Genomic DNA, 26,643 nt, shown 5'->3' on the forward strand with positions numbered 1-26,643 from the left:
CAACTAAGTTTACCAAAGTACCATTAAGTCACCGTTAAGCTAGCATTAAGGATTTTAGTATACATTTACTCTCCTTCAACCATATCGTTAAATTTAAAGGTACATTTTTATAAAATAAATAAAAAAAGCCGCCCAACAGGACGGCTCTTATTTTGTTAATCAAACTATTCTTTTGTATAGAAGTATTTAAGGCCTTTAGCATCTAACCATGCAGTCGCTCTATCCAGTTCGTTCCCTTGACGATAATCTGTTTCAAAACGAACTAGCCCTTGTTTGTCCCCATAAGAAACAATATTAGACTTATATCCAAGTGCATCCATCATGCCTAACATTTCTGGTACTAATGCAGTGCCGAACTCATAAGTAACTACTTTACTAAATTTATTCACTGTAATCCCCACTCCTTGATTGTTATTTGCGCTGCCGCTTACTGTAAAACCAAATACTTTCGCAAATGCTCTTGCATATGCTGCTGCTAATTGATCTAAGAAGCCACCTTCATTAAATTGAGAAAGAAGTTTTACATGCTCCATATTATTCATAAAGCCATTCTCAAATAAGCAAGCATCCATGCTTGTATCGCGTAATACTGCATAATCTGCTTCACGTACTTCACCGTTTGTGAATACACCAAACTTAGAATAGAAATTATTCCACATTTCATTATGAAGCTTTTGAGATAAATCTCTTGTTCTTTTTGGGGCATTTGGATGAATATACGTTGTAAACCTCTTTCCCACTGCACTGGCATCATCCACATGAATTGAAGCAAAGAATGACGCTCCATAACGATTAGCAATATTACAACGTTCTCCTAAAGAAATGAATACGTCGGTACTACGTGTTGAATTGTGGACGACACCTTGGCACGTATCAAGGATTTGCCCTAACTTATTTGAAACATGTAATACAACTGCCTTTTCAGTTAATTTAGTTTGACTATTAACTGTACCTGAATCTTTCCCACCATGACCTGGATCTCTCGTTAATTTAAACACTATTCAACATCTCCTTTTTTCGTTTCTTGTTTTGCTTTACCACCTAAAATCTCAACTGCATTTGTTAAAGCTGAAGGTAAAGGAATACCCATTCGACCAGCATTTTCTAAAAGTGATAACAACTCATTCCCAATAAAGAAAAAGATTGTTGCTTCACGAATAGCGCTATTACTGCCAAACGCTGAATCTAACTGCGCTGCAACTCCAACCAAAAGAAAAAGCACCACCTTTTTGGCGATGCCTTTGAAACCAACTTTACTTTTCAACTCTCCGTTATATCCTGCTGCGAATACTCCTGTGATATAGTCGATAGCTGCCATGATAACTAGAACTTTCAATGTTGTATCCCATCCTCCCAAAAAGTACCCGCAAAAAGCGCCAAAAGTAGCTATAAATGTTTTCATTAACACATCAATACGATCCATCTTTCCACTCCTTTATTCAAAATAAAAAAGCCTGCTGCTGCACGCTTGTCTTTAAAAGCTGTATTTTATACTAAATAAGCCGTTACTACGCTATCCGTAATTAAATCAGCTCTTCCATTATCAGTTAGGTATTTATCAATACGCTCCTTGTACACCTTCATTTTGATAATAATAAACGTATACGTAAAAGCTCCATCGATAACACGTTGTGCCATATATTCAGCCATTAGTTACTACCTCCTTCTAGTGTTTCTGGAGTATTAGAAATGATGAGATCATCAATCGCCGATTGCATAAGGATCAAGCGTTTCTTTAACTCTGCTAATTCATCTGGAGTTGGATTTTGTATAATCATTTCATCTATCGCTTGCTGCATTAATTCCTGTTGCTTCTTAATTTTTTCTAATTCAGATGGTTCTTGTGGTTGCGGTTCTTCTGGCTTTGGTACGACTGTTTTAAGCCATTTATCATTCTTGAATATTGGAGCATAAATTAAATCCGGACAAACTTGTAATGTGCAATTTTCAGGAATGTTTGGTTCATAACCTACAATGACCTCTTCCTCATAAGGTACTTTAATAGTTTCATAATCTACATTTGCCATTACACAATCAGGACAGTCATATTTACTGATTGGTTCTTCTGTATCCCCCTGATCAGGTACATAAGTGCCGTCCACAATCGATTGGTGAAGCTCACAAAGTTTTTCTTCTGTAACAATTTCTTTTGTTTCTTCTCGATAAAAGGTTTGTTTTTCAGCGATTGCCTTTTCTTCTAAAGGAATCATTTCCGTGAATTTACCTTCGTTGTCATAACAGTATCCGTATGCCATAATATTCCCTCCTTATTGATGTATTTCAGAGTAGTCTAATACAGTGTAATTCCCTATCAAATTACCTTTGTCGTCATGTAAGTCATACTCCCTAATCCCGTTTCGTGTCACTGAATAATATAATGCATATAAAATATTATCTACTGAAGGATTATTACTCCAATTGACCAATTCTCCTTCTACGTAAGACTTGAAAGCAGGGCTTTTTTCTCCAGAAACATCTACCCATGCATATGTACTCTCATCTCCTACACATGATAAATTCAAGTGGGTTACCCTATTACTATCCTCCAAAGGTAAATCCTTATTTGAATTATAGATCCCTTCTAAAACTTCGCTTAAAGCCTTAAAAGATAGAGGAATTCTAGCTACTTCTTCTCCAATAACTCCAATACATTCCCAAATATACTTACTATCCATGATAAATTTATCACCTTTAGATACATTCATTTATAAAACATCTCCTTCTATATTTGTTTAATCTAAAACACTATTAATCTACTACGTACGTTAATACTATGTGATAGTCCTTACCCATAATAGCAGGGGTAATCGTCTGAAGTAGCACTTGACCAGTATCACTAGGAATTGTTATAAGAGCAGGCGTCCCGTCACTTGCATGTACTACTTGAGTTAGCATCATAGTAGGCCGCATCCCTGGCGGTAGCGTAAGTACATGCCCATTAGTAGACCCTACCCTTCTTCTGATTGGTGCTCTTAAAGTTACTGTATTGCCTCGTCTGTCAGCTATAACACCATAAGAAGTGATTAATTCAGCATCAGCTGTTACAGGAATAATAGCTCTATCATCTTTTTCCGCTGTCATGATATTCTTACCTTTATAGGAGAATTGGGTAGGGCTAACTCTTAAACCTCCTGTAGCTCCTCCGCCCCACGGGCTACCACCGTGTCCCATATAAAGAAAATCTGCTCCAGTTTCATCAACATATCTACCAATTCCAGCAACAGTAGTTGTTGACCCTGCATCTGTATAGAAAATACCTTTTGCATTTGCAGTTGTCTTTAACTGTTCTTGAGTTATAATCGCCATCGGACTCATCTTGAGAGTTCCTGTCATCATATCCCCTGTTTTCTTCAAGAGGTTTGTATCTGCTTGCATATTGAAGAGATGTGTCTCAGGGCTGTACGTAAATACACCTTTAGCCGCAAAATCTGACCATGCATAAATTCCACCTTTACTATCAGCTCCTATTGCTATACCTGATAAGTTGTCAGGTCTCTGAAATCTGAGCATTCTCCCGTTAGCAAACTTTAAATCACCTAATACGTCATCTCCACTTTTCTTTAAAAGGTTTGAAAGACCTGCAACTCTAAATGTCCCGTCAGCTTCTACGGTGAAAATGTCTCTACTATTAGTCTTATCAGAGAACCATAACTTTCCATTAGCATCCACCGCAAATGCAAACTGCTTTATACCGTCTTTGGATTTTATATAGATGTCATTATTAACATTCAGTACCCCTGTCATCGTACCGCCTGTTTTCGGCAATGATCCCTGCGCCAGTTCTCCAGCTTTAATAATTGGATCAAAATCTACATTTTGAAACTTTTCTCCTACTTCAAGAGCCCGTTGGATAATTGTAAATTCATTTGTGGACTCCACCGCTGTATCGCCTGAATATGATTGTTTAACAGTAAATACAAACGGTTCTGCATCTAACTCTCTATCACCCTCTTCGAAAATCCGAACTTGTCCATACACATTTCCCGCTGCAGCTAAAGTTTGTGTTTTTAAGATGATTTGATATTTACCTTTCATTGCATTAATCGGCTGTAAATCTTCCTGAAACACTATTGTACCGTCTGGCTTATTAAAAGTGATTCGAACTGCTTTTGCCTGACTTAAATCCAATTCCTGTCCTTCATTTGTTATATTTAATACTAATTTAGCCGAATTTCTATCACCTTGTGAAAAACGAATCTCCTTTGTAGACATCTCATTTACTAGATCTACAGTAAGTTCGCGTGTTTTGAATGTCATAAAATCACTCCTTTGTGCAAAATAAAAAAGACCAGCTTATGGCTGCTCTAGTTTCTTAGTAATTATTGAAGTAATAACTCTTCTAGCCTTGCGATTCTGTCCTCTTGTTCTGCTAACTGAGTAGCTTGAGCCCTAACAGTTTCCTCTAAAGCTAGATGCTTCTTGTAAACTTCTTGAGCTCCTGCAATACCTATAGTGATAAGAGGATACATATTGACTGCTTTACGTCCTGGAGTAGCAAATGCTTCAGGGACTTCCTCTGCAACGAACCCGTATTGTTGAGGAATGTCGTTGTAAGTCGGAACTGTTCCTCCTTCAGAAATCCCTTCACGTTTCTCATACAGTTTGTTTACATCAGCTTTCATGAAGTACTGTCTAGGTTGAAGCTCCATGAGTGTATCTAACACATTTAATGCTTCAATATCTTTGATACCTGTTTTTAATGCTTTAGTTGATCTCTGAGAAAGTGAACTATAAGTCAATACACCACAGGATACTCCCGCCCAATCATTACCTGCATTATTTTTAACCTGCAGGCCTTCCTGGGTGTACGGATACTGCCTAGCTACACGTAGAGTTAATTGATTACCTAAGTTTAAATCCACATCACCATTATTTATATTGCTCTCGTATAATCTCATTGACCACTTACCAACCGCATTACGACTGTTTTTAAACGTGTAAGTTGCGTTTGAAGACGTAAAGTCCACATATGAGCCCGAGTCAATACTAATACCATCATTGCTATTTGTTTGGAGCGTCAGTGTACTATTTTGAGTAAGAATGTTCATTCCGTAAGTTGAGCGGATAGTCATGTCTCCACGTCTAGCAAAGTCAATATACGATGTCTTGATGATATCTCCGTTAGATGCTCTTGAAGAAGCAATCCCGATAGAGCCGGTAGATACTGTGTAATTGTTATTCGTAGGAGTAATTTGCTCAAGAACCATAGAGCCCTCAATCTGTGTGTTAGACGTGTAATCATTGCCAAGCACGATAGCAGTCTTAATAAGATTCTGCGTATTATCCATGAAACCAAAGTATCCACGGTTGCGACCACTTCCATATAACGTCATGTTCTGAGCGTTTAAACGGATCTGATTTGCTCCCGACCCCTGCGGTGCTGTTTGAATCGTAACACCTTGTAACATCTGAGCTTTCAAGTGCTTTGCTTCTATATAACCGTCAAGATAAATCTTGTTAGCTTGGATTAATACAGACTGTGCTGTTTGATTGATTGTGGAAGCTATATCATTTTCTTTAACTCTTAGATTAATCTCATCATTTATTAAAGTTAATTGGGCACTATGCGTTTCTACAATAGCCTTATCCCCAAATTCATCCTTCGCTTCTTCTTTTGTGTAAACTTCCTTCTTCTCTGCCTTAAATTCAAGAAGATCAGATTGCTGATTTATTTGCGTCTCCATTTGAGCAACCTTTTGATTATAATCAGACGTCGCAACTTTCTTAGCAATTTCATCCACAAGTTGATCATAGTTAGCATAGTCTTTCGGATTTTCCAAGAAAGTCGAAGGGTGTTCTCCTTGTTGCACTTGTGGCTGTGATACCCATATAAGACCATTTTTACGTATGAAGACAGCGGCTTGAACGTGAGTGATAGCATTTGTAGGGATATCAAGAGTCAAACTTACCAATGTCCAAGATCCATTGGTTAATTGCTCCGTGAAATCTTTTAATTCTTGCTTTACAACAGTTCCACCATTAAGAAATTTAAGCTCTATAGCTCCTCCCGAGTCTAATCCCGCTTTATTATTAGTGAATATCCACATTGATAGCACTAATTTCCCTGCCCCTGCTGTAATAGGTATCAATTGATTAATTCCTGTCCCAGCATTTGCAGTTAGTCCTGTAGCTTGAATCTGAGCTGAATTATATCCATCGTGATTTCGGACACTCGTTGGAGTAACTGCTGTTCCTGTAGTGATTCCCATCTTGTCCCACTTTGTAAGGCTTGGAGTTTTAGAAGTAACAATTCCAGTAGATGCATTAATTACTCTGTCCTCAAAAGCTGAGTTAAAAAACTTGTTTACACCGCCTAAACCACCTACATAATCCTGCATTTGATTATCAGATATTTTCGATGCTAAAGACTCATTAGTAAGCTCAAGTTCTCTCTTTATCCCTTCAACATCTGGAACAACAGGTTCCCAATCCGTACCTGTCCATATTTTCAAAATACCAGGCTTACCGTTACTAATATCACGCCATAGCGTTTTGTTTGGTTTCAGATTATCTGTAGGAGGATTAACACCTTCTATGATATCCACAAGATTCTGTTCCATATATTCAACAGTTGCTTCCGCTAAATCTTTGGCTGTTTGACTTTCTTCTTGAGCTTGCTCTGCTTTATCATTCGCTTCAATAATGGCTTCGTTTTGTTCATTTACTTTATCCTTTAATTGGTCAAATAATTCTTGTGGAACCTTGTCATACAATGAACTTAGAATTTTTTGGTACAATCTGCGCAACTCATCATTTTGATCAACAATTTCACGATAATCACCAAACATATATTTATCTTGTGTAGGGTCTTTAAATGATTCATCACCAGAAATAGCGCGTGCTTCAAGGTATAACTTAGGTGTGAAGCCTGTATCTATAATTCGGATTGTATCGCCTTCATTGATTAGTTCGTGCGCTAGTCCAAACAGCCGTCCTATACTTTGAGCGTGTACTTCATATGAAACAGAAGTATTTACAAGTTTATTCATTTCTGTTTTCATCAGAGTCATCAATCTCTGTGGAGACATATCTTGATTGTCGGTTTGTGGAGTGTAGAAAGCAAATTTATGTTTTCCTTTTTCATTCCACCGTTGATAAGCTGCCTCGTCCACAAGATACGGAACACCATTATTGATTTCTGATATCGTAATGAATTCTCCATCTTCTCTTTTTACATAACCTAGTAAGGCGGTACAAATATTTTGAGAGTTTTCAATACGTTTAATTCCCAACAGGTCTTTACCGACCGTTACTTCTTTTCTTGTATCCCGCCCTCTTCTCTTAACCATGTCCACATAACGAACAACGATTTGAGAGCCTACGACTTCAGCGCGGTATTGGATTTCTAGCTCAAATGAAGCCGCAATCTTTTTTAATAAATCCAACGGATCAGTAAATTCCTCAATCACCATTGAATGCGCTCCATCATGTTCTGTTTTACCTATTTCAAACTTCGTACCTTTGAGGGCTATCTCCATACATTGTTTCAATGTTTTACTTTCAATGTTTTGTGGTTCGATGATTCCCGCTTTAGCAAGTTGAATCCATTCTCCTGATGCATAAACTATCAAGGACTTATCATTAGAATCTTTTTCTACTTCTGTAATAACATAAGGAATGATTCTGCCACCACGTACTTCTTTTAACACTAAATTTTGTTGCATAAGCGTCGCTGCATGATCTGTATCCTCAAACACTTTAAACTCTAAGGTGTCGATATTATTTTTAATTTCCCAATGTCGCTTGTCATCCCGATAATCCTTTGGTTGTATAGCTGAAACAATTTGACTTGTTTTAAAATCAACAATATGTAAGTCACCGCTCGGTGTCCTCATCTAAACCGCTCCCTATACGTTAACTCTACTATTCCTATATTAGCTGGACGTACTATCAGTTCATTTTGTCCACGCTTTACAATAGGAAATGTGCTAAATATGTCTTTTAGTGCTATTGCGTTTGTACCATTAATCGTTACAAGTGAACGTTCTGTATCGATTTGTACCTTGTCTCCTACATCGAAAATATAAGGAGTTTCGTCTATTTCTAAAGTGTTGATTCTCCAAAACTTAACATCTTTAATTTGACAAACATTAACGGGATTATACTCTCCAAAGGCTACACAACCAACAACAATATATTTCGGTTCTTTGGTAGTATTCGGATTTCGATTACCTACGTCGTACCATTCCATTACAAATGAAGCCCCATCTTGTTCTGTTCCTTCAATATATTTAGCACAGTAAACTCGCCAGTGATTCCCCCTGCGAGCTATGGCGAAATGCCCTGAAAATTGATTGAACGTATCAACATAATATCCTGTTTCGTTTGAGAGGATTTGTTCATTATCTCCTGTCCCTACAGTTGAATGAGCTAATGTGATCTCATGGCTCATATATTCATCACTCATATCTACTTGACAGATAATGTTGTAGTTAGCATCCAATACCATCGCAATAGTTTTACCCATCTGGTCATATTTCGTTGACTGTAAGGCGAACTGGACATCCATTTTGAAGTCCCCAATTTTCCTACCTATCGTCGGAATTTCTTTCATAACAAAAGGACCATGCCATTCATCCGGCCCGCTTCCTCCATAATTTGAAGCCCTAAAAGCCTTCCCGCCTATAACTTCCATAGATCCTCTTGCAAGGAACTTTCCTATTTGTCCCCCAAAAGGCTCCCAACCAACCAAGCTAGAACAATCGTCATTTACAAGTCGCTCATCTTCTTTTACAATTTTGGATTTGTATCCGACAGGATACCCAATCCGGAAATAGTCATTATCGCTCCATACGTCAAGGAAAGGACTTTGTACCCCTACAGTAATATCTATAATAGGGTTGGACTCTACAGATCCCTTATTACGAAATACAGCTCTTAAATTACCCCCCTGGTCAATTGCCATCATTTTCTTTTGTATAGGTCCTAATTTATACGGCATTGGACAAATAAAGTTAATTGTACCTATCCCAAGTGTCACAAATTCATCAGGATCAAAGCTTTCGTCCACAACTGCTAAATATGTTCTATTTGGTTCTACATCAAAAATAAGCTCCGCTGGTTGCTCTGTAATTAACCAATCAGCAATTTCTTCTTTCAATGTTTCTAAATCAGAACCATCAGGTACTATAATTCCTACAGGAATAGAAAGAACTCGCATTTCTGTTTGTGTGTTTAATAGTCTTGCACCTGGATATCCTGGAACACTTAGAAAATTCCTTTTTAATGGCGCCCAAGTCGGTCTTTTCCATCCTTTTGCGATTTGAACAAAGTCTTTTCGTTCGTTACTAAATGTAAAAGAACTCATTTTGACACCTCATTTCTATGTAAAATAAAAGAAACCCAAACCTAAAAGTCTGAGTTTCTTTGTTCTTCTCGTTCTTGATACTCTTTTGTATATCGATAAGTGCCGCGCGCTACATCTCGTCCATCTAAAACAACAGGAACTTCAATGACTAGGTCTCCACCTTGTGTGGGTAATCCGCTTGTGGATTGCTTCATTTCATTACCTATTGTTACAGAGGATACATCGATAGCATTCGTTCTAACGTTCTGATTCGAAACATCTATCATTGCTTTCTTCACTATTGATTCTAGGTCTTCAAGGGCACCAACAAATTCAGGTCGTTTTTCCCCTACCCCGATGATTTGTGGACCAGTAAAGATACCACCTTTATCATACCAATCAACATTAAAACCAGTTGGATAAGTAACAGTTTTCCCCATAAATGTTTTAGAACCCATTTCTAAATTGAATTTCGGCATTTGTGGAAGTTCTATTTTAGGTAGCTTCAATTTAACACTTTTAAAGAATCCAGTTATCTCATCTAAAATTCCCTTAATACGATTTTTTACTTCTCCCATTTCACGTTCCACATCGCTCTTCATTTCTTTAATTTTTTGTCCAGGCCACTTCTTAATTTCTTCCCATTTATTTCGAGCATCATTGTTCATTTCTTCCCACTTATTAGATGCAATTTTCCCAATCAAATCTGTCGTTCTACCGAAATCATTTTTAAAAACTTCCCATTTTGATAGTACTTCACCCGTTTGCCAATTCACTTTATCTACATGATCATTAGCTTGTTTCTGTGCTTCATTAACCACCTTTTGATGCATATCTTCAGCCTTTTTTACTGTTTCATTTTTTTGCCTTTCTGCTTCACTTATTAACTTATTCGCTTGATCAGACGATATCGTTCCTGTTTCATCACGTTGCCTTATGATTTCAGCGATAGTTTTGTTATATTGATCGTTTGCTTCTTTTACAACATCATTTTTTTGCTTAACAGAATTTGCAACCGTTTCTGCTGCTTGTTGAGCTGTTATCTGACCTGATTGCATTCTCATGCGCTCTAAGATTACTTTTTGCTCCATTTCATTTGCAGACATATGTTCAACAGCTTTTAATGTCATTTGCTCTTGGATGCCATTGATTTCTTGTCTTTCAGCATCAGTTATTGCGCGCTTTTCTTCTTTAGCTGCATTCATTATCTCAGCAATTCGGTTTTTACCATTTGTAATAACATCTTGTTGTTGTTGTTGATTCGCTTGCATTTTCGCAATAATCTCAGCTTCCTCCGCATCAGTTATAGCTGCACTTGAATCAAAGAATGCCTGCATAGTTGATAACTGAGCTGCATGATCTTCTTGCATTGCTACAAGTACCTGATCACCCATTTGAGAAATTGTATTTACAATTCCATTAGCCATTTCTGCTGTTACAGTTTGACCACTCCAAGCCATTTGATTTAAAGACACTGTAGCCTGATCATTTAGCTTCAAAAATCCACCTACAGCCTTTTCCGTTGATTCTGAAACCTTGTCACCAAATATTTCAACCTCAAGTGACGATTCTTTAAAGTGATTGTATAAAGCAATTCCTCCAGCGGTTAGTCCTGCAATAGCTGCAATAGCCAATCCAATTGGTCCTGTCATAACAGCTAATGCTCCACCAAATACAGCTGCGGCTCCACCAGCTCCTGCAATAGCTCCTGACAAAGCAATAAAACCAGGAGCTAAGGCGGCTACGGCTCCAATTATTACTCCAAGCGCTATACTGATAGCTGTAATTGTAGATGCTAGTTTTGGATTCTCTGCCGCCCATGATGCCATTGAACTAATAACATCGGCTATTACTAATAACAATGGCTCCATTGCTGTTTTTAGTTCCACCATAGCTTGTTGCATCTTTACAGCTGGGTCTTGATCTAATTGTTTAACAGATTCATTTAACGAATCTTGATTTGCCTTGAAGTCAACTACTTTATCTGTAGCATTTATTAAAGTGTTAGTTATGTTTTGCCCTTGGTCTTCATAAAGTGTTCCGAAAATTTGAGCACCAATCAGATTTTTCTTTGTCGCATCGTCTACACCATCTAAAGCTTTTGCGATTTCCACCATAGCTTGCGATCCGCCTTTACCACCTTCAGCTACAGCTTTACCCCATTTTTGCATTTGCTCAGTAGAAATTTCTGTACCTTTAAGTAAATCTTGAAGTGCTTTTGGTACTTCTTGACCAAATTCAGCTACTCGAATGCGACCTTCTTTTAAACCATCTAAGAGATTATCAATATTCCAAGTGCCAGTTTCCACCCCAGCTGCCATAATCGCTTGGACTTCTTCAGCATTGTATCCAGCCCGTGTTAGCTGTCCACCATACTCGGCTATAATATCCAGTTGTTCCGGTGGGAAGCCTATTTTAAGTAAAGCGTTTGTCATACCAAGAGCGCTCTCTTGTGATATTCCTAATTCACTACCTATTTCATTCACTTCTTGAATTAATTCTGTAAAATCTATATTTCCATAAGCTGCTGAAATTGCCGCTGCACCTTTTACAATAGCTGCATTCGCTTCATCACTTATACCCTTATTCAAGGCCCACTGCCTACGAACGCCTTCTAAGGCCGCTTCTGCATCTACACCATATGTTTCTACTCCTCTAATTGCATCCTTTACGGATTGCTTAGAAGCTTCTGGTACTTCCATAGAAATTTCTATTTTAGTGTTTAAACTCGATACATCTAATGCTTGTCTAATAGCTTCTGCAATTCCTCCACCAGCCATTAATGCTCCTGCAACGTTTTCCAGACCTACTCCAAATTCATCTACAGCTTTCTCCGCATTACGAGCCTCGTGAGCAACCTCATCCAATTCCCTTGTTATTTGATCCAGGCTAGCCCCATCGTGGATGGTTTTTAATGTAGCTTTAAATTTATCTAAATCCCCATTGCTACCTAGAGCTTTACGACCAATAAGTTCAATCGCTTTTTCTAATTGTCCTGAAGTTGCTATACCACTTCGAATAGCTGATGTTAAATCCGATCCTAAAATACTTGAAAATTCCTCAACACTTCGTCCGGATATGTCAAAGATAGCATTTAATTCACGGGTAGATTTTTCTACCTTAGATTCTTCTTCAGCCGTTTCTCTTAACTCGTTTTGCAATTTCCCTATCGCTTCTTCAAGTTGAGCGGATGATGCTGTACCTTGACGAATTGCTGATGTTAATCGACTTCCTAAAGCTTCTTCAAACTGGTCTATGCTAGAACCCGTTGTATGTAAAATTGTATTTAATTGTTGGGTTGCATGAGCTACTTTTTCTTGTTCATCCTTCATGCCTTTTAATTGATTTTGTAAGCCTTGTAATGAACCTTCTGTGTACTCAATTTCACGGCGGAATGATCGATACTGTTCTTCTCCAATATCTCCACGTTCGAATTGAGCTTGTACTTGCTGTTCCGCTGCTTTTAATTGATTTAACTTGTTAGTTGTTGCTTCCACACGTTGCGTTAACAATTGTTGCTTTTGCGCCAACGCTTCCACATTACCTGGATTAAATTTTAATAATCGCTCTACTTCTTTTAATTCATTAGCTAAATTATCACTCTGCTTATTAACATCTTTTAATGCCTTTTGAAGACCGGTAGTTTCTCCGCCAATTTCAATCGTAATCCCTTTAATTCTTCCTGCCATTTTCTCACCCCTTTCTTAGAATGAATCGAAGTCTTTTTGATTTGCTTTTCTAACTTTATTTTCTTTTTTCTTATTCATATCAAGCACCGTTTGAATATAATCTAAACAGTTTCCGATAGTCATAACTTCCAAATCATCAATGGTTAAATTCACCCTATGACAAAGAACAAGGAAGTTATCAAACGATATTCTTTCATCACTTGAACTTCCTTGTTCCTCTTCTTCATTCTTTATTTTTTTTTTGAGGTTTTCAGTGATCTTATAATTAAATCTTGTAATTCAACAACAATATCGCATACTGGAAATTCACTAAATGAATCTAACCATGAAAGAGGATCGGAAATATCCTTGTCAGCTGTTTTAGCATAAACCCAAGCCAAGTTATAAATAATATCAAAATCCATATCTTTTAATTGTGCTTTATTAGGAATATTTCCACCTGTAAACAAGGGCATAAATGCCTGTAAGCCAAACATATCAGCAAACATATCCCGTCCGAACTGCGCTTTGTATCGAATTCCTGTTGCACCGGTAGTTTTCATAGGAACTTCTTTACCATCTATTACAATTATCTTTTCCACCTGAATATCCCCCTTATATCATTATTTTTTGGTATAGACCGCTGTGTACCAACCATCATAAATGGCTGCTGTTGTTTTAGAAGCTGTTTTCGTTTTAACTAATGGTTTTCCGTTAATATGAATCGGACTAGCAACAAACTTTAATTCATTTACGTTTGGTTCTGCGGAACTACCTTTTGTTTTCGATGAAATTGTTGGACGGCTTGCTGTACAACTGTACATAACATGTCTAACTGCTTTTTCATCGCCGTCGAACTCAAATAATATTGCAAATGGTTTTCCTTTTGCGTTTGCAACCTCATGTAATACACCATCAGTTTCATCTAATTGCTCCCCTAATACATCGATAGCAAATTGCTCTGGGACAATAGCAATTGATAAAGTCCCCTCATAACCTTGGTTATTAGCAGAAGAATAATAAACCATATCGTCAGCATTAAATTCTGTTAGCTCACCTTTTGGCTCAGTTGTTAACTCGACAGCTCCAGGCATTCGAATTGGAACTCCAAATTTAACCGCACCATTTGTTGTATCTAATGATGCATAATGGACATTTTTTAAACCGAAAGTAACTTTGTTCATTTATATCGACCTCGTTTCATATATTTTTTGATACATTTTTTCAGATTCAATAAAAGTCCCATACGAATCATAAGGAATCTCATGATCGTCCAGGACTTTTTCAAGTTTCGCTTCCGCAACTAAGTCTTTTTTAATTGTGTAAAGCTCAATATTTAAATCATCTATCTTGTGATAGACCTTATTATCAGCCATTAAATTTGCTGATCCGTTCACAAGAAAACAAATATAAGGCGGTTTCGGTACCGGATTACCTGACGTTGGTGTGAAATGCGAATAAGCCACAGGATAACCTGTAGCTTCAAGGATTTTTGTTAATTCACCTAATGTCATTGTTGAATCGCCCTTTCAATACGTTTTGGCAATTCGTCAATTACATACTCTTCAACTGGACGAATATGCACCTTCCCCGGTACTCGACCACCACCAACTTTTGCATGTCCGTTTTCTAAAAGATGTGTTAGTTGTCCCTTTGTATTGTGAATAACAACTGCTTTCCCACCTTTTTTCTTACGCCAACCTTTACGATAACCACCTGTTTTTTTAGGACTATCTTGCTTTAATTTGTCTATAGCAACATCGGCAACTTCTCCTTGAGCCTCAATTAGTTCCTCTTCCACAACATCGGCATACCTTTGCAATTCTCTAGCAATCTCACTCGCTAAATTATTGATATTAGTCACCAGACTTCACCTCACAATAAAGTTCGGTAAAACCATCTGAACGCGGAAAGGTACGATAAATTGTATATTTTTGATTCTCATATTTTAAAGAGGTTTCATCATCGTATTCATCAGAATCTACAAGAAAAAATAATTGTGGCTTAAATCCAAGTTGGCCACCAGCTAAAAATTCTTGACGGTTGATACTCAATTTAGAACAAAATATTTGTCTTGGTATTTCCCCTATGATCTCATCCTGATTTAGTTCATCTTTAATAATTATCAGGGAAATCAAAAAGCACACATCGTCTAGTGATATGTGCTTTGCATTTCCTATACTTGATTTAATTGATGGCATCTTTAGTCCCTGCCTTCTTAATCACTCTATTGTTAATACGGATTTGTAAATTACGGGATAATGAAACATCTTCTTGTCGGTTTCGATAAGACCATGCTGCATAATCAACTGTGAGCATTTGGTCATCGATACTTTCAAAATTTAATACAATACCTGTTATCTCAATCTCACTTTGTGAACTAACTAGTAAATTATTAAAATAAGCATCCCTCAAATTGTGAGTGATGCCTAAATCAAGTTTTAATAAATTTAATAGATTCGATTTTACTTGCTCATTCATCGCCTTTTAGTTCCTTAATTAAAGGCTCACCTCTAAGGTTTTCACTCCCTGAAAGTTCTTCAGCTCGTTCCTTCTTAGCTCGTCCCTTTCGAGGGTAATGATCTCCCTGGCGATAAACGTGGTTATCATCTTGTAAGTCTGCAAAATCTTCTAAAACCACATATTTAGCCATTTAGAATCACTCCTTTTTTATGCTCCGGCTGGTGCTGCTGTGTAAGTGATGTAGTAGCCAGCTTGTGAATCAACCTTTTTAACATCGAAGCGTACAAAGCCAGCTAATAATTGACCATAAATGTCATTATCAATCCATTTAACAGATGCTTGTTTACGATTGAATAGAGTGCAGAACTCTTTAGCATCGCCTACGAAACCAACTAAATCACCAGCTTTTGTTCCAATGATATCATCATCTAAAACAACAACTTCCTTACCTTTAACACGTTTTCCTGATGCAACAGTAATGTCATCTTGTAATAAATAACGACCATTCTTATCTTTCAATAAATCTAATTGGTTAAACAGTGAAGATGATACATAGAATTTCACATTGTATACATTTTTAAATCCAGTATTTAACAAAGTAACAACTCCATCTAATCCAGTTACAGCTTTAGCTGTTGCAGATTTGAAAATAGCTGCAATTTGAGCGTTCTTTGTATTTAAATCTTGATCTTTGATATCTTCTGCAATTAAGCCAGTAATATCATAATCAGCATCATCAATTACTTCTTGCGAAACAGGAATGTAACCACGGTATGTTGCAATATCGTATGTCACTTCTTCGAATGTTGGTTTTGCAAGCTCTGGATTCTTTGCTAATTCAGCAACAGAAACCATTTTTCCATTTGATTTTTTGATGATTGGATATTTACCAGAACCGCGATTTACTGGAACTGTACGGATATATTGTGTTAAATCAACTGTATCGACAAGTTCTTTCTTTGGCACTAATAACTCTTCAGGAATTAATGCTCCGCCCTCCACAGATGTGAATCCAGCTCGTGTTTGGTCTTTACGACGCACATACGCATTGATTGCTTCGCGTGTTTCAGTTTGTTTTGGCATGTTCCGTTTCGCTCCTTTATCTGGTGATTTACGATTAGATGATTCTAATTCTTTTTCAAGTTCTTCAATTTCTTCTGTTAGAGTTGTTTTCTCTTCTTCTGTTGAAGTAATATCTTCATCATTTTCTTTAATACTCGCTTCAAGTGCCGCTAAATCTTCCTCATTTTCAATTCCATCAATAGAAGCTTCTAACTCACTACGTTTTGCAAGTAATTCGGTCAACTTCCCTTCCAAAGCTGATACAGAATTTCGTTTCATATTTAATTTAGCACCAATTAATACTGGATTAGGCATTGGTCAATCTCTCCCTTAATTGTTTTTTTCGCTGTTCTAATCTTTGTTTCTTAATAACTTCAACATCTTTTTGTCTAGCCATAATATCTGTTTGTGGATAGGCTGGAAATGCTGTAATGGAAACTTCGTGTAATTCAGCTTCAGTAATTCTCCACTTCATCGTTCCATCATCACGTGTAATTTGTTCTTCTTTTGTTGGATAAAAACCAAATGAACAACCGCGCACTTTCCCAGTCTGCACTTTACGATAAGCGCTTTTTGCATTTGGATCTTCTAAGTCGATAATCGCTTTTCCCCATAAACCGTGATTATCTGATTTTAATTCGAGTGTATTACTACCAAAACTAGCTAAAACCATTCTTGAATCGTGATTATCCAGGCACATAATGTCATTGTTACGCAAGCTATTTTCAAATGCTCCTGGAGCAACTTCTTCAAACGCTCCTGGCCATAATTCAGTTTCTTGATTATAGACAACGAAATATCCCTCAATTACCGCTTCATTTTCGTTTTCACTATCTCTTGTTTTTAATTCTGACGTGAACTGCATATGACGTTTATTCATCGTTCCCACCTCCTTTCAGCTTGTTTTGACTACCAATCTTATTAGCCGGAATATAGTTTTCTAAGATGATTAACTCTTGCATTTCTGGATCAGGATCTAATCCAACCCAATCACGCAATTCATTTCTTCTCATTGCATTCCGGTCAACCATTTGTGTACCAGCTTCCACCATTTCACTTAAATTGTATGAATATAGACTTCGTGGATTTAAACGAAAAAACCAATTTGGACTAAATAATAAATCCCGTGTTAATGTTTGCGCTATAGCTTGTCCAATAGAAAATACGCGCGTATTAATGAAGTTGTTATATTCCTCTTTATTGAATTCACCAATACCCAAGAAAAAAGCTGGAATTCCAAAGAGTCCAGCGACAGTTTTCTTATCCAATTCAACACCTTCATTAATTGCTATATCTTTTAATGACAAGGGTTTAACTTGTTCTACATTCATTAAATTAGCTGGAATTATCCAGGGCTTTCCGCCTTCGGTTTCTTCAAAATATTTGGCCATGATTTCTTCTCGACCTTCTTTACTTGAAAGTTCTTCAGTCATGGCATCCACAGAAATGATAAGCGATGGCATGTATTTTCCACTCATAAAGTTATTCTTGGTTTTTGTAGCCTGATTTAAGTTTTTTACGATTTCCTTTAACGCAACCCTATACCCTGTACCACGATACGGATAATTCGGATGAGGATTTATCACAAAGTGAATCACCTCGTCTGGCGTGTATGTTGTGCCGTTGAAGTTGATGAGGTAGCTGCCCTCCACATCTTCATAACTCACAGCTTGCATTTGAAACGGCGTTAAATCATCAATCAAAGTTGTATTTGGGTCAATCCCAATGTGAACAATAGAATTCCCATCTCCATGAAGTAATAAGTCACTAACAATCTTATAAACCCAGCTCTTACGCGTCATATTCCGATGTGGTTCAATATCTATTTTCCTAGACAATTGATTTCGTAAACGTTTATCGCCTTCATCGGTATTTTCCATGAGATGAATAGTCATATTTGAAACTAAATCTGCAATTTTATCTACTGCTATTAATACATCTGGATTATCTGAAAGCCTTGTATAACCAACTGTTTCAACATTTCCAATTGCAACTGGAATCGTAACGGATGAACGAGTTTTCTTTTTTCTCCAAAACTTCAAATCTACACCTCCTATCTCAATTAGTTTTTAAGCCATGTGGAAGCACTCACTGATGTATCCATGTTTTCAAGCATACGAACTGCCCCAAAAACAGTTGCATCAAAAATATCAATGCGCTGATTTGGCATAACTTTTTCATATTGAATCATGTCATCTGTTTTCTCTATTCCTGCTACATTTTGCACACAATATTCAAATGCTTGAGAATGTAAGTAATAAAACTTTCCATCTTTTGTTTGTTTCTCAATTCGCCTAAAACCCTCTGATTTCTTATGAAAATATTGTGGTTGGTCTACTATAGCAAATCCTTTCTTTTTCATTCCAAGGAAGAATTCCCTACCAAATTTCCTATCGAAACCAACCTGTTTAATCTTGAATCCTTTTTGTTTCATTTTGACAAACCAATTCACAACATCGCTGTAATTAACAGTTGGCGTGTTACACATAGTAAGCCATCCATCATCTTTCCAACCGAATAAAGGTATATTATCCTCTTCGGCTTTTTGAGCTGCTGCTACTATGGGAAACCAAGCGTGTGAAATGACAATATCAATACCTTGATAACTTCCATATAAAGCTGCTGCCGTTAAATCATGCATTTTGGATAAATCGGCACCACCAAACCAATTTATATTTAACTTAAGCAAGTCTTCAATAGTCCAGGTATACTTTCTATCTGAGTTTTTAAATTCATCTAAGTTAAAATATGCTCGAATTGATGATGTATAGATATTTAAGGACTTTGCTAAGAAATCTTTCCTTTGTTGTGGATCATTCTGTGCTTGTAATGCATCATTTAACATATCGTCTGGGCGAATCGAAACACCATATGCTGGATTAGCTTTTTGATGCTCAATTGGATTGGTATAATCCACATTTCCTTTTTCATCTTCATCAGCCTTCGCAATAAACACAAAATAAGCCTCGTCTTTTACAGTGCCATCCAGTATCTTCTTACAATACTGTAGACGCTGATAACAAAAGCTTGTCATATTATCTCCTGCTGTTGTAATACCAATCATTAGCTTATTTGTGTATGCCTTCATGGCTTCTTTAATGATGTTATATTGTTTAGGTGTCTTATAAGCATGTAATTCATCTGCAATTCCGATATTACAGTTTAATGAGTCTTGTTTATCCGGATTGGCTGCTAATGCTTGAATATATATAGAACCATCTTCTAATTCACCCGAAATCGAATGCTCCTGATTATTATCAATTACCCGGAAATTCTCTTTTTCTCCCATTTGGCCTAAGTTAAAGTTTATAAAATTAAAGCTTTCCAAGGATTGTTTCAGGGCCGCTGAAGTAATATAAACCTTACTGCCTGATTTCCTATGTAAAAGTCCTAACGCCCAAGCCAGTGCCGCCGCAAATGAAGTTTTAATATTCTTCCTTGGAATATAAATAAACGCTTCTTTAAAGCGTCTAATTTTTGTTCCTTTATGATAAAAACCTAGCAAATTATAAACCTGGTATTTATGAAATGGTTCCAATAAAAAAGGCGTACCTCTTAATGGAGTTCCATCTAAGGTTTCACCTTGAGCATGTACAAATGTTTTTTCAATAATTCCTATAACAAATTCGGCATCTTTTGGATTGAAATCATATTTATGATTCTCTAAATCTCGTAAAAACCTTTCACATCCTTGAATTTGTTCTTTATTCGCCAGCTTTCTGCCTTCCACAATTGATGCTGTATACTCCATAACTAAATCATAATTTTCATATTTACTCATGATTAATCACTCAACGCTTGTATTAATTTAGATTTTGGCTTTTCTGTCTCTTTTTTACGAATTGGCACTTCTGGTTTCTTTATCCGTTCATATGATTTTGGATTTAGACATAACAAATTCGAATAGTTCGCCAGGTCTTTCCGCAAAGCTTCCATAGCCGTATAGATAGGGGTTTTTCTTTCATTTGTAGCCCCGGCTTTATTTGTATATGAATCTGTTATTTGGAAGCCAGATTCCTCAAATTGCCGCTCAAAAGCTTTATATTGAGCCAACATGCCAACATAAATGTCAATTGTATGCTCAAAATCATCACGATACACTCCTAAATGCTTCATATTAGCAATTACATTTTCTTTCAATTTCGCTCTTTCCTTCGGATCCATCCGGGCACCACACCCCCCTTCTAAAAAAATAAGGTCGCTCTATTGGAAAAGTCTCCCCCTCTCGGTCCCCATAAGACTCTTTGATTTATTTTTAAAGTGGGGGGGATTGTTCTTCTAATATTCCTTGAATAATTTTATTAACTACACTTATTCCAGCTTCATATATTTGTTTTGGTGATGAATTATAATTAATCTTTTCAGCTTCTTCATCCAATCGTTTTAATGTATGTTCATCCACACAGTTCTCAAGCCCTTCAGTTCCTAATGATTCAACAAATGAACCAATAACAATTGCCAGTTCTATTTTAGTTAGTCCTATCTCTGTTCTTCTTAGTACTCGTTCTACATCACATGAACAAATACCAATGTCCTTGTTGTAATAGTTGTGAACCATAAACGATAACTCATCTACTTGTTCTTCAGTTAACAACTTACCGTTACATTCCATTCTCCCTCATCCTTTCCATTCGTTCTATCCATTGCTTACCTAACTCTGTTAACTCATCACTTATACGATCATGCATCTTATCGTGACATCTTCCACACAGGCTAACCAGATTGCTTGTTGTGAGTCTTAGCTCCGGTCTATTCCTTAATGGATGGATATGATGTACTGTTGTTGCTTCCTTGTTCTTGCCGTATCGTTTACACTCCTGGCATTGGTATTGGTCACGACTTAATACAGTTGCCCGCTTACCCTTCCAACGTTTTGTTTTGTAGAAGTTAGTCAATGTTGTTCACTCCTGACTCATCAAGTAATCATTTAGTTGTCTTAACCAAACGTTCCTTATTACCTTTATCTCTTTCCAATAAATCTTTTATTGGTGTTTGCTTGAGATATTCTATTGAGTAAAGCATAGGTTCCTGTCCATACAGTTTGTAATACTTGAATCGATTAACATCAATACCAGACTTTTTATTTGCTTTCTCATGTGGCTTAAGGTATTTGATATATGCTTTCTTATCAATTGGCATAAGACCAAGTGCAGCAATCTTACCGTTTAAAACACTGTCCATCTATCCTCACTCCTTATCCAGGAATGCATCCATTGTTTTATCGAGTACGCTAATCATTGCTTCTCTTCTTTGCTTTGGCGTTGTATCGTCTTCCATCTCATTAAAGATTGGTGTTACATTTTTTATTTTCTGTTGATTGATACGTTCGTTTACAAGGTCCTGCCCTAGTATTGAATATAAGGTCCCAATTACAATTGCTTGTTCTTGTTTAGTAAGTTTCATTTGTCTCACTCCTATTTAAAACTTCTTCTGATTTCATCTATATCATTTACTTTTCTAATGATCGATTCGGCTGTAACCGTACCATCTAGTAAAATACCAACCTGTATATCTTTTAATTCACTCTTAGTAAAAAACCTACTCATAACCCGTTCCAACTTCCCTAATGCAGCCACACATTCATCAGTTGCCTTTGTTAGTTCTTTAATATTCTCTTGTGCTTCTTTCGTATCAATAACAATTTGAGCTGATACTACATTTTTATTTCCCATTACTTACACCACCTATGTAATTTTTGCATAATAAAAAAACACCACCATTATGGTGATGCTCTTTCTAATTGGTATATTTTAAAGGTATTTCCATAACGCATTCTTTACTATTTCAGTAATTTGCTCTTTCCCAAACACGTTATTAACCAAGTTATTTAAACTTCTGTCACGATAAACCCACTCACCATCATAAGTAAGATATATGGTTGAATAAGGTAATTCGGGCCCTCCAGAAGCATTTTTTACATCGTATGTTACATCAACAGAAGCGAAATAACCACCCATTAGTTCTTCTTGTTCAGCAATTGCTTTAATAGTAACGTCTGCAATCTTTATTACAAGATCATTTTCTTGTGCCTTTATACTTGTTGATTCTGGCCCAAAACTTTCTTCAATCTTTTTAAAAACACTGTTAAACTCATTCCACAATTGCATTAGATGATCTGGATAAGCTTCTTTTAGTTCTCTTAATTTTTCTTCTACTTCTTTGACGTTCGCTTGTTCCTTTTGAGCGTTGCTCGCCGCTTTATCTAACCAATCCACAACAAACATCTCCCTTCTATCTACATTATCTGATAAAAAGGTACATTTTTACAGAATAAAATTTCGTCATATATCGACATAATAAAAGAGCAACCATGCATCAGTTGCCCTTTCGTCAATCTCTTATGTTATTACTATAATTCATATTTTCAATAGTTAACATTCATAAAACTGGGTGTCAGTAAAGTGCAAGTTCTTCAGCAAACTTTAATCTCTTTATTATTTCAGCATGTTTCTTATAGATATAACTGGAACTGTAATTCATATCCTCAGCTATATCTTCTAATGTCATGCCGTCCACATACTTCATTTTTAACACTTTATTTTCTAACCCTTTGAACTTACTAATTAGCTCCAATAAGTCATGCATTTCATTCATCTTATGTGCTAACTCATATTCAATTGCTTCAATACGTTCTTCTACTTTCGCACCTTCCGATTCAGAAGTTAAACGTACCTCTCGCAAATCACCACTTACCCAGCGTTTTAATTCAGCTTTTGTTTTATCTAAGTTGTAATCTAAGTATGCGATTCGTTCTTCTAATTTCTGATAGTCTTTCAGCCAGTCAAACAAATGATGATTCACCTACTTTCTTTGGACCTTCCACAATCTAATTCACAATACCAGCTTTTACGAAAATGTTTCTCCACGCTTTATTAGTTTGATATTTATCTACGGCTTTTGCGCGTTTAGCAAGTCGTTTCTTTAATTTCTTTTTCTTATGATTACTCATGTTACTCACTCTCCTTCTATGTTTAATCCGTTGTCTTCTATATGAATTAATACGTTTTTGTTTTGTTATCAATCTTGCTATTTTCTTAATCGGTTCATAGATCACTTTTATAATTCCACTTATGCAATCCCATATATTTTGGAACAACTCTTTAAATCGAGCCATTTCTGGACTATCCATGATTTCTTGAAACATTTCTCTTTGCTTGTCCTTATTTGGTTCATTTAATGCCAAAGTCATTTGTTTTTGTAAATCATCAAACATTTTCCCACCTCATTTCTACTTAAAAACTCTAAATCTCGTAAAACACGCTTATTTGCCTTTATAAGACGTTTTAACACTTGTACACCTATTTTGTATTAAGAAAGAAATCAAACTTCAAATTACTATGTTTCTGACAGTCATTTATATGTCGAAACGTGTCGAGTACGTTCAAATGAAATTTTTATTAAGTCTTCCTTTACATTCCGAAGAATCTCTTAACTAATTTATCTATACTTATTTTTTGGACACAAAAGTTAAAGTAAAACAAAATACTTGCACCTAAATTTGCTCCAGGTATTAATACTAAAAACAAGAGAAATATGTCTGGACCAGTTTTTGTTTCTTTCATTACCCATTTCATAATTTTACGACTAACAAGTACGCTTCCTACATAAAGAAACAACAATACTAGTGAAAATAAAATTTTATTAGCAACTGGCATATGTATACTCCCCCTTTCTCCCAAATAGCGTTTTTATGAAAAAGCTCGTTTAATCCTTGTATCAATAAATTCTCTGTCATTCCGCCAGCTATATCCGTCATAACATTTAATTTCTTCTAATAGATACTCCAATTCCTCCACACGACTAATTGCCTTATCAAGCAATTGCATCATATCCTGCTCATTAGTTAGATCATCATGAAGTACTTTCCATTTACTACTTTGACGAAAATGAATATTCCATGCTTGCTGTGGGGTGAATCCCATGCCCATTAATTCCTTCACGTTCTCCGGTATTTCGAATTTACAACTAATACTAATTTCCCGTGGGATTTCTACACTTTGTTTGCTTTCGATGTTGAAATTGAACTCAACGTCCTTGACTGCTGCAATCTTCACTGGCTTTCCATCTTTCTCGACGAAAAAAATAGCATTTTTAGTATCTTTAAGTGTATGATCCATATTTTTTCATCCTTTCAAATAACGATTTTGTTATAAATTACTCATCATAATCTGTATCATCTTCTGCAATAAAATCTTTCTTACATCCAGGACACGTAGCTGAAAAATACGGATGATGATCATCATCATAAAATCGGAACTGATTTCCTTCTCCGCAGTGAGTACATTCCCAATACCCTTGCATAATATAACCTCTTGTTGTTTCTGGTTTATCATTACCGACTGAATAAACTAGATACGGTTCGGCTGTCTCGCTATAGTGTGGTTTATACATAAAAGGTGTTAAACTTGGCATTTCTCATTCCCCATTTCTTATAAAATTCAAATTTGGTCTTTATCAAAAACTTCAATATCATGTAAAACCTGCGTAAAGATTACGTTGATTCAGCCTATTTACCCAATAATCGTTATATAATGAACTTGCAAATACCCGATTTGCACAATACTTGCTTTCCATGCGACTTATGCTTGAGTGCTAGGTGAAATCCTAGCCTTTTTTATTAATATCCAACCGCTAATCGTTTGAAATTCTCTTCATTCTTCTCCTTATACATACGAACCACGTCATTCCATGTAAACCCAGCAAATACAATTGTTTTATAGAATAGATCCATGATGCCTAACATAGATTTCTTCGCACCAGCTTTATCCTTATACTCAACTTTTCCTATTAAGTAATTAACGTTTTTATCCATATGGAAGAATGCTTTATTGAAACCATTAATTTTACTTGTTGTAATTTCAACTTTTCGTAATTCACGTTCTAATTTAAAGTCCATCGCAACAGATAACCAGAAATGAAGAATATCAACCATTTCTTCTAATAATGATTCTTTCGGCTGTTCAAATTTTGTTGACCACATCTTGAAAGCATTTGTAACGTTCCATGCTTCATTTACTTCATTTTTTAATGCATAAGCTTTATTGAACATCATGTCATAGCGAAGATAATTCTTTTTATGCTTTGATTTAATATCATCATCAAGCGCCTTTTGCATTGTAAATAATTCAGTTAGATCCACTACAGTATTAGCCATTTTTAATTACATCCTTTCAATTTATAATCGATATCCTGAGCCGAAGCCCAGGACAGTTATTTATTCAGCAATCGTTTCTTCATCAACAATCTTTAATTGACCAGGAGCAACTTCCGTTGTTCCATCAGGATTAACGTTATACTCTACACCTTCATGTGGTTCTTCATAGAACTCATCAATCGACATTTGAGAAGGCTCAAGAATGATATCAACATTTCCCCCGGCAAAAGGATAAAGCTGATTTACTACACCTTTTGCATCACGTTTTACATTTAATTTAATTGCCGTTTTCTTGCTATCACGTTGAATATTAACGAACTCCGCACCGATTGGCTCAACTTCACTTTTCTCCACAGTTAGATGAACAATGGTACCTGGCATTTTCAATAATTCATCAGCATGTGGTAACTCATCACTTAATACGTGGAACATTAAAACTTCCTTTTTATCATCCTTTTGCATTTTCTTAAATAATACGTTCAATTTTACGTTTGTCATGGTTCGAGCTCCTTTTGTATTAGATTGATATTAGAACTAAAGTTTTTCTGTTATTTCTGTACGTTTCTGACCTTAGAAAGTCTTTCAGCCGCTTTCAATCTTTGTTCTTCCGTCATAACTCGTAAATTTTTCATTGTTACTTGTTTTTCTTGAAGAACACCTTTAACGGCTGTTGGTCTTCCATCCTCTTCTTCTAAGGTTTGTAATTCACATAGATTACTAAGTTTTCGAATGTGTTTCGGAACAGTAGAGTAAATGTTCCACCGACCTGTGCTATTATCGAAAACCAGTGTAGTTTCTTGTTCTTCACGAGAATAAGTCATATTAAAAAGCTCCTGTTTTCAAATAATGTTTCGCTTGATAATAAAAGTGATAATATATCCAATTACCGCTGTACTTGTTATCTAAATACACAATTTCAAAACCGTACTTTGCTTTAAATGTATTAAGTCTTCCAAGTAACGCCAATGGATTATATTTCGAACGATATTGACCCTTTAACATTTTTTCAT

At 36.2% G+C, this 26,643-nt stretch carries 35 protein-coding genes and 1 pseudogene; all 36 read right to left on the reverse strand.

The genetic code is table 11. The features are described 5' to 3' along the window. Positions 1-164 precede the first annotated feature (164 nt). A complete protein-coding gene (locus tag RCJ96_RS26645; RefSeq protein WP_446699910.1) occupies positions 165-998 on the reverse strand; it encodes an N-acetylmuramoyl-L-alanine amidase in 834 nt (277 codons plus the stop codon). Beyond that, the gene (locus RCJ96_RS26650; protein ID WP_046646710.1) at positions 998-1,423 is read right to left on the reverse strand and encodes a phage holin family protein; all 426 of its coding nucleotides are present in this window, start codon (positions 1,421-1,423) and stop codon (positions 998-1,000) included. The genes RCJ96_RS26645 and RCJ96_RS26650 overlap by 1 nt, the downstream gene beginning before the upstream one ends. Before the next feature lie 65 nt (positions 1,424-1,488). Further along, positions 1,489-1,650, reverse strand: a complete 162-nt coding sequence (locus tag RCJ96_RS26655) for a hypothetical protein (protein ID WP_000852848.1) — start codon at positions 1,648-1,650, stop codon at positions 1,489-1,491. Beyond that, positions 1,650-2,255, reverse strand: a complete 606-nt coding sequence (locus RCJ96_RS26660) for a hypothetical protein (protein WP_446699911.1) — start codon at positions 2,253-2,255, stop codon at positions 1,650-1,652. Before RCJ96_RS26660 ends, RCJ96_RS26655 begins: the two co-directional genes overlap by 1 nt. A gap of 12 nt (positions 2,256-2,267) precedes the next feature. Continuing rightward, positions 2,268-2,705, reverse strand: a complete 438-nt coding sequence (locus tag RCJ96_RS26665) for a hypothetical protein (protein WP_446699912.1) — start codon at positions 2,703-2,705, stop codon at positions 2,268-2,270. A gap of 43 nt (positions 2,706-2,748) precedes the next feature. Continuing rightward, complete coding sequence (locus RCJ96_RS26670; protein ID WP_446699913.1) at positions 2,749-4,257, reverse strand: BppU family phage baseplate upper protein; 1,509 nt, start codon at positions 4,255-4,257, stop codon at positions 2,749-2,751. A gap of 62 nt (positions 4,258-4,319) precedes the next feature. Continuing rightward, positions 4,320-7,835, reverse strand: coding sequence for a phage tail spike protein (locus RCJ96_RS26675; RefSeq protein WP_446699914.1), 3,516 nt, complete (start codon positions 7,833-7,835; stop codon positions 4,320-4,322). Next, on the reverse strand, positions 7,832-9,307 hold the full coding sequence (locus RCJ96_RS26680; protein ID WP_446699915.1) for a distal tail protein Dit: 1,476 nt from the start codon (positions 9,305-9,307) through the stop codon (positions 7,832-7,834). Before RCJ96_RS26680 ends, RCJ96_RS26675 begins: the two co-directional genes overlap by 4 nt. 41 nt (positions 9,308-9,348) lie before the next feature. Then, entirely contained in the window at positions 9,349-12,975 is a 3,627-nt protein-coding gene (locus RCJ96_RS26685) for a DUF2207 domain-containing protein (protein WP_446699916.1), read from the reverse strand. Between the two features lie 230 nt (positions 12,976-13,205). Then, positions 13,206-13,556: a hypothetical protein gene (locus RCJ96_RS26690; protein WP_149177470.1), complete on the reverse strand. Its 351-nt coding sequence runs from the start codon at positions 13,554-13,556 to the stop codon at positions 13,206-13,208. 21 nt (positions 13,557-13,577) lie between these two features. After that, on the reverse strand, positions 13,578-14,138 hold the full coding sequence (locus tag RCJ96_RS26695) for a major tail protein (RefSeq protein WP_446699917.1): 561 nt from the start codon (positions 14,136-14,138) through the stop codon (positions 13,578-13,580). Beyond that, positions 14,139-14,468: a hypothetical protein gene (locus tag RCJ96_RS26700; RefSeq protein ID WP_446699918.1), complete on the reverse strand. Its 330-nt coding sequence runs from the start codon at positions 14,466-14,468 to the stop codon at positions 14,139-14,141. After that, a complete protein-coding gene (locus tag RCJ96_RS26705) occupies positions 14,465-14,809 on the reverse strand; it encodes an HK97 gp10 family phage protein (RefSeq protein WP_446699936.1) in 345 nt (114 codons plus the stop codon). Before RCJ96_RS26705 ends, RCJ96_RS26700 begins: the two co-directional genes overlap by 4 nt. 1 nt (position 14,810) lies before the next feature. After that, positions 14,811-15,155, reverse strand: coding sequence for a phage head closure protein (locus RCJ96_RS26710; protein WP_446699919.1), 345 nt, complete (start codon positions 15,153-15,155; stop codon positions 14,811-14,813). Beyond that, a complete protein-coding gene (locus RCJ96_RS26715) occupies positions 15,142-15,435 on the reverse strand; it encodes a hypothetical protein (protein ID WP_446699920.1) in 294 nt (97 codons plus the stop codon). Before RCJ96_RS26715 ends, RCJ96_RS26710 begins: the two co-directional genes overlap by 14 nt. Further along, positions 15,428-15,607 carry a hypothetical protein gene (locus tag RCJ96_RS26720; RefSeq protein ID WP_446699921.1) on the reverse strand — a complete coding sequence of 60 codons (180 nt, stop codon included), beginning with the start codon at positions 15,605-15,607 and terminating at the stop codon, positions 15,428-15,430. The genes RCJ96_RS26715 and RCJ96_RS26720 overlap by 8 nt, the downstream gene beginning before the upstream one ends. Before the next feature lie 17 nt (positions 15,608-15,624). Next, on the reverse strand, positions 15,625-16,794 hold the full coding sequence (locus RCJ96_RS26725; protein ID WP_446699922.1) for a phage major capsid protein: 1,170 nt from the start codon (positions 16,792-16,794) through the stop codon (positions 15,625-15,627). Continuing rightward, positions 16,787-17,359 (reverse strand): HK97 family phage prohead protease, encoded by a 573-nt coding sequence (locus RCJ96_RS26730; protein ID WP_446699923.1) that lies wholly within the window; start codon positions 17,357-17,359, stop codon positions 16,787-16,789. Before RCJ96_RS26730 ends, RCJ96_RS26725 begins: the two co-directional genes overlap by 8 nt. Next, positions 17,352-18,521, reverse strand: a complete 1,170-nt coding sequence (locus RCJ96_RS26735) for a phage portal protein (protein WP_446699924.1) — start codon at positions 18,519-18,521, stop codon at positions 17,352-17,354. Before RCJ96_RS26735 ends, RCJ96_RS26730 begins: the two co-directional genes overlap by 8 nt. 20 nt (positions 18,522-18,541) lie before the next feature. Beyond that, on the reverse strand, positions 18,542-20,260 hold the full coding sequence (locus RCJ96_RS26740) for a terminase large subunit (RefSeq protein WP_446699925.1): 1,719 nt from the start codon (positions 20,258-20,260) through the stop codon (positions 18,542-18,544). A 2-nt stretch (positions 20,261-20,262) separates the two neighbouring features. Continuing rightward, on the reverse strand, positions 20,263-20,643 hold the full coding sequence (locus tag RCJ96_RS26745) for a P27 family phage terminase small subunit (protein ID WP_446699926.1): 381 nt from the start codon (positions 20,641-20,643) through the stop codon (positions 20,263-20,265). Positions 20,644-20,734: 91 nt separating this feature from the next. Next, a complete protein-coding gene (locus tag RCJ96_RS26750; RefSeq protein WP_446699927.1) occupies positions 20,735-21,091 on the reverse strand; it encodes a hypothetical protein in 357 nt (118 codons plus the stop codon). Then, the gene (locus RCJ96_RS26755; RefSeq protein ID WP_446699928.1) at positions 21,081-21,374 is read right to left on the reverse strand and encodes an HNH endonuclease; all 294 of its coding nucleotides are present in this window, start codon (positions 21,372-21,374) and stop codon (positions 21,081-21,083) included. Before RCJ96_RS26755 ends, RCJ96_RS26750 begins: the two co-directional genes overlap by 11 nt. 28 nt (positions 21,375-21,402) lie before the next feature. Beyond that, positions 21,403-21,660 (reverse strand): hydrolase, encoded by a 258-nt coding sequence (locus RCJ96_RS26760; RefSeq protein WP_446699929.1) that lies wholly within the window; start codon positions 21,658-21,660, stop codon positions 21,403-21,405. Between the two features lie 6 nt (positions 21,661-21,666). Continuing rightward, positions 21,667-21,882 (reverse strand): hypothetical protein, encoded by a 216-nt coding sequence (locus tag RCJ96_RS26765; RefSeq protein ID WP_446699930.1) that lies wholly within the window; start codon positions 21,880-21,882, stop codon positions 21,667-21,669. An 11-nt stretch (positions 21,883-21,893) separates the two neighbouring features. Further along, positions 21,894-22,151, reverse strand: coding sequence for a hypothetical protein (locus RCJ96_RS26770; protein WP_446699931.1), 258 nt, complete (start codon positions 22,149-22,151; stop codon positions 21,894-21,896). A 78-nt stretch (positions 22,152-22,229) separates the two neighbouring features. Beyond that, positions 22,230-22,694, reverse strand: a complete 465-nt coding sequence (locus RCJ96_RS26775) for a hypothetical protein (protein WP_446699932.1) — start codon at positions 22,692-22,694, stop codon at positions 22,230-22,232. Between the two features lie 178 nt (positions 22,695-22,872). Further along, complete coding sequence (locus RCJ96_RS26780; RefSeq protein ID WP_446699933.1) at positions 22,873-23,268, reverse strand: DUF1492 domain-containing protein; 396 nt, start codon at positions 23,266-23,268, stop codon at positions 22,873-22,875. 37 nt (positions 23,269-23,305) lie between these two features. Next, positions 23,306-23,428, reverse strand: a complete 123-nt coding sequence (locus RCJ96_RS26785) for a DUF3983 domain-containing protein (RefSeq protein ID WP_229173902.1) — start codon at positions 23,426-23,428, stop codon at positions 23,306-23,308. A gap of 460 nt (positions 23,429-23,888) precedes the next feature. After that, complete coding sequence (locus RCJ96_RS26790) at positions 23,889-24,134, reverse strand: hypothetical protein (protein WP_270691815.1); 246 nt, start codon at positions 24,132-24,134, stop codon at positions 23,889-23,891. A 33-nt stretch (positions 24,135-24,167) separates the two neighbouring features. Next, positions 24,168-24,596, reverse strand: coding sequence for a hypothetical protein (locus RCJ96_RS26795; protein WP_046941870.1), 429 nt, complete (start codon positions 24,594-24,596; stop codon positions 24,168-24,170). Positions 24,597-24,633: 37 nt separating this feature from the next. Continuing rightward, entirely contained in the window at positions 24,634-24,891 is a 258-nt protein-coding gene (locus tag RCJ96_RS26800; RefSeq protein WP_410976422.1) for a hypothetical protein, read from the reverse strand. Positions 24,892-25,096: 205 nt separating this feature from the next. After that, a complete protein-coding gene (locus RCJ96_RS26805; protein ID WP_073569426.1) occupies positions 25,097-25,633 on the reverse strand; it encodes a dUTP diphosphatase in 537 nt (178 codons plus the stop codon). Positions 25,634-25,693: 60 nt separating this feature from the next. Beyond that, on the reverse strand, positions 25,694-26,131 hold the full coding sequence (locus RCJ96_RS26810) for a hypothetical protein (RefSeq protein ID WP_446699934.1): 438 nt from the start codon (positions 26,129-26,131) through the stop codon (positions 25,694-25,696). 50 nt (positions 26,132-26,181) lie between these two features. Further along, complete coding sequence (locus RCJ96_RS26815; RefSeq protein ID WP_446699935.1) at positions 26,182-26,454, reverse strand: hypothetical protein; 273 nt, start codon at positions 26,452-26,454, stop codon at positions 26,182-26,184. A 1-nt stretch (position 26,455) separates the two neighbouring features. Next, positions 26,456-26,643 (reverse strand): annotated as a pseudogene (locus RCJ96_RS26820) (ERCC4 domain-containing protein); the annotation flags it as partial.

This window comes from Bacillus sp. BSL6 (assembly GCF_052928345.1).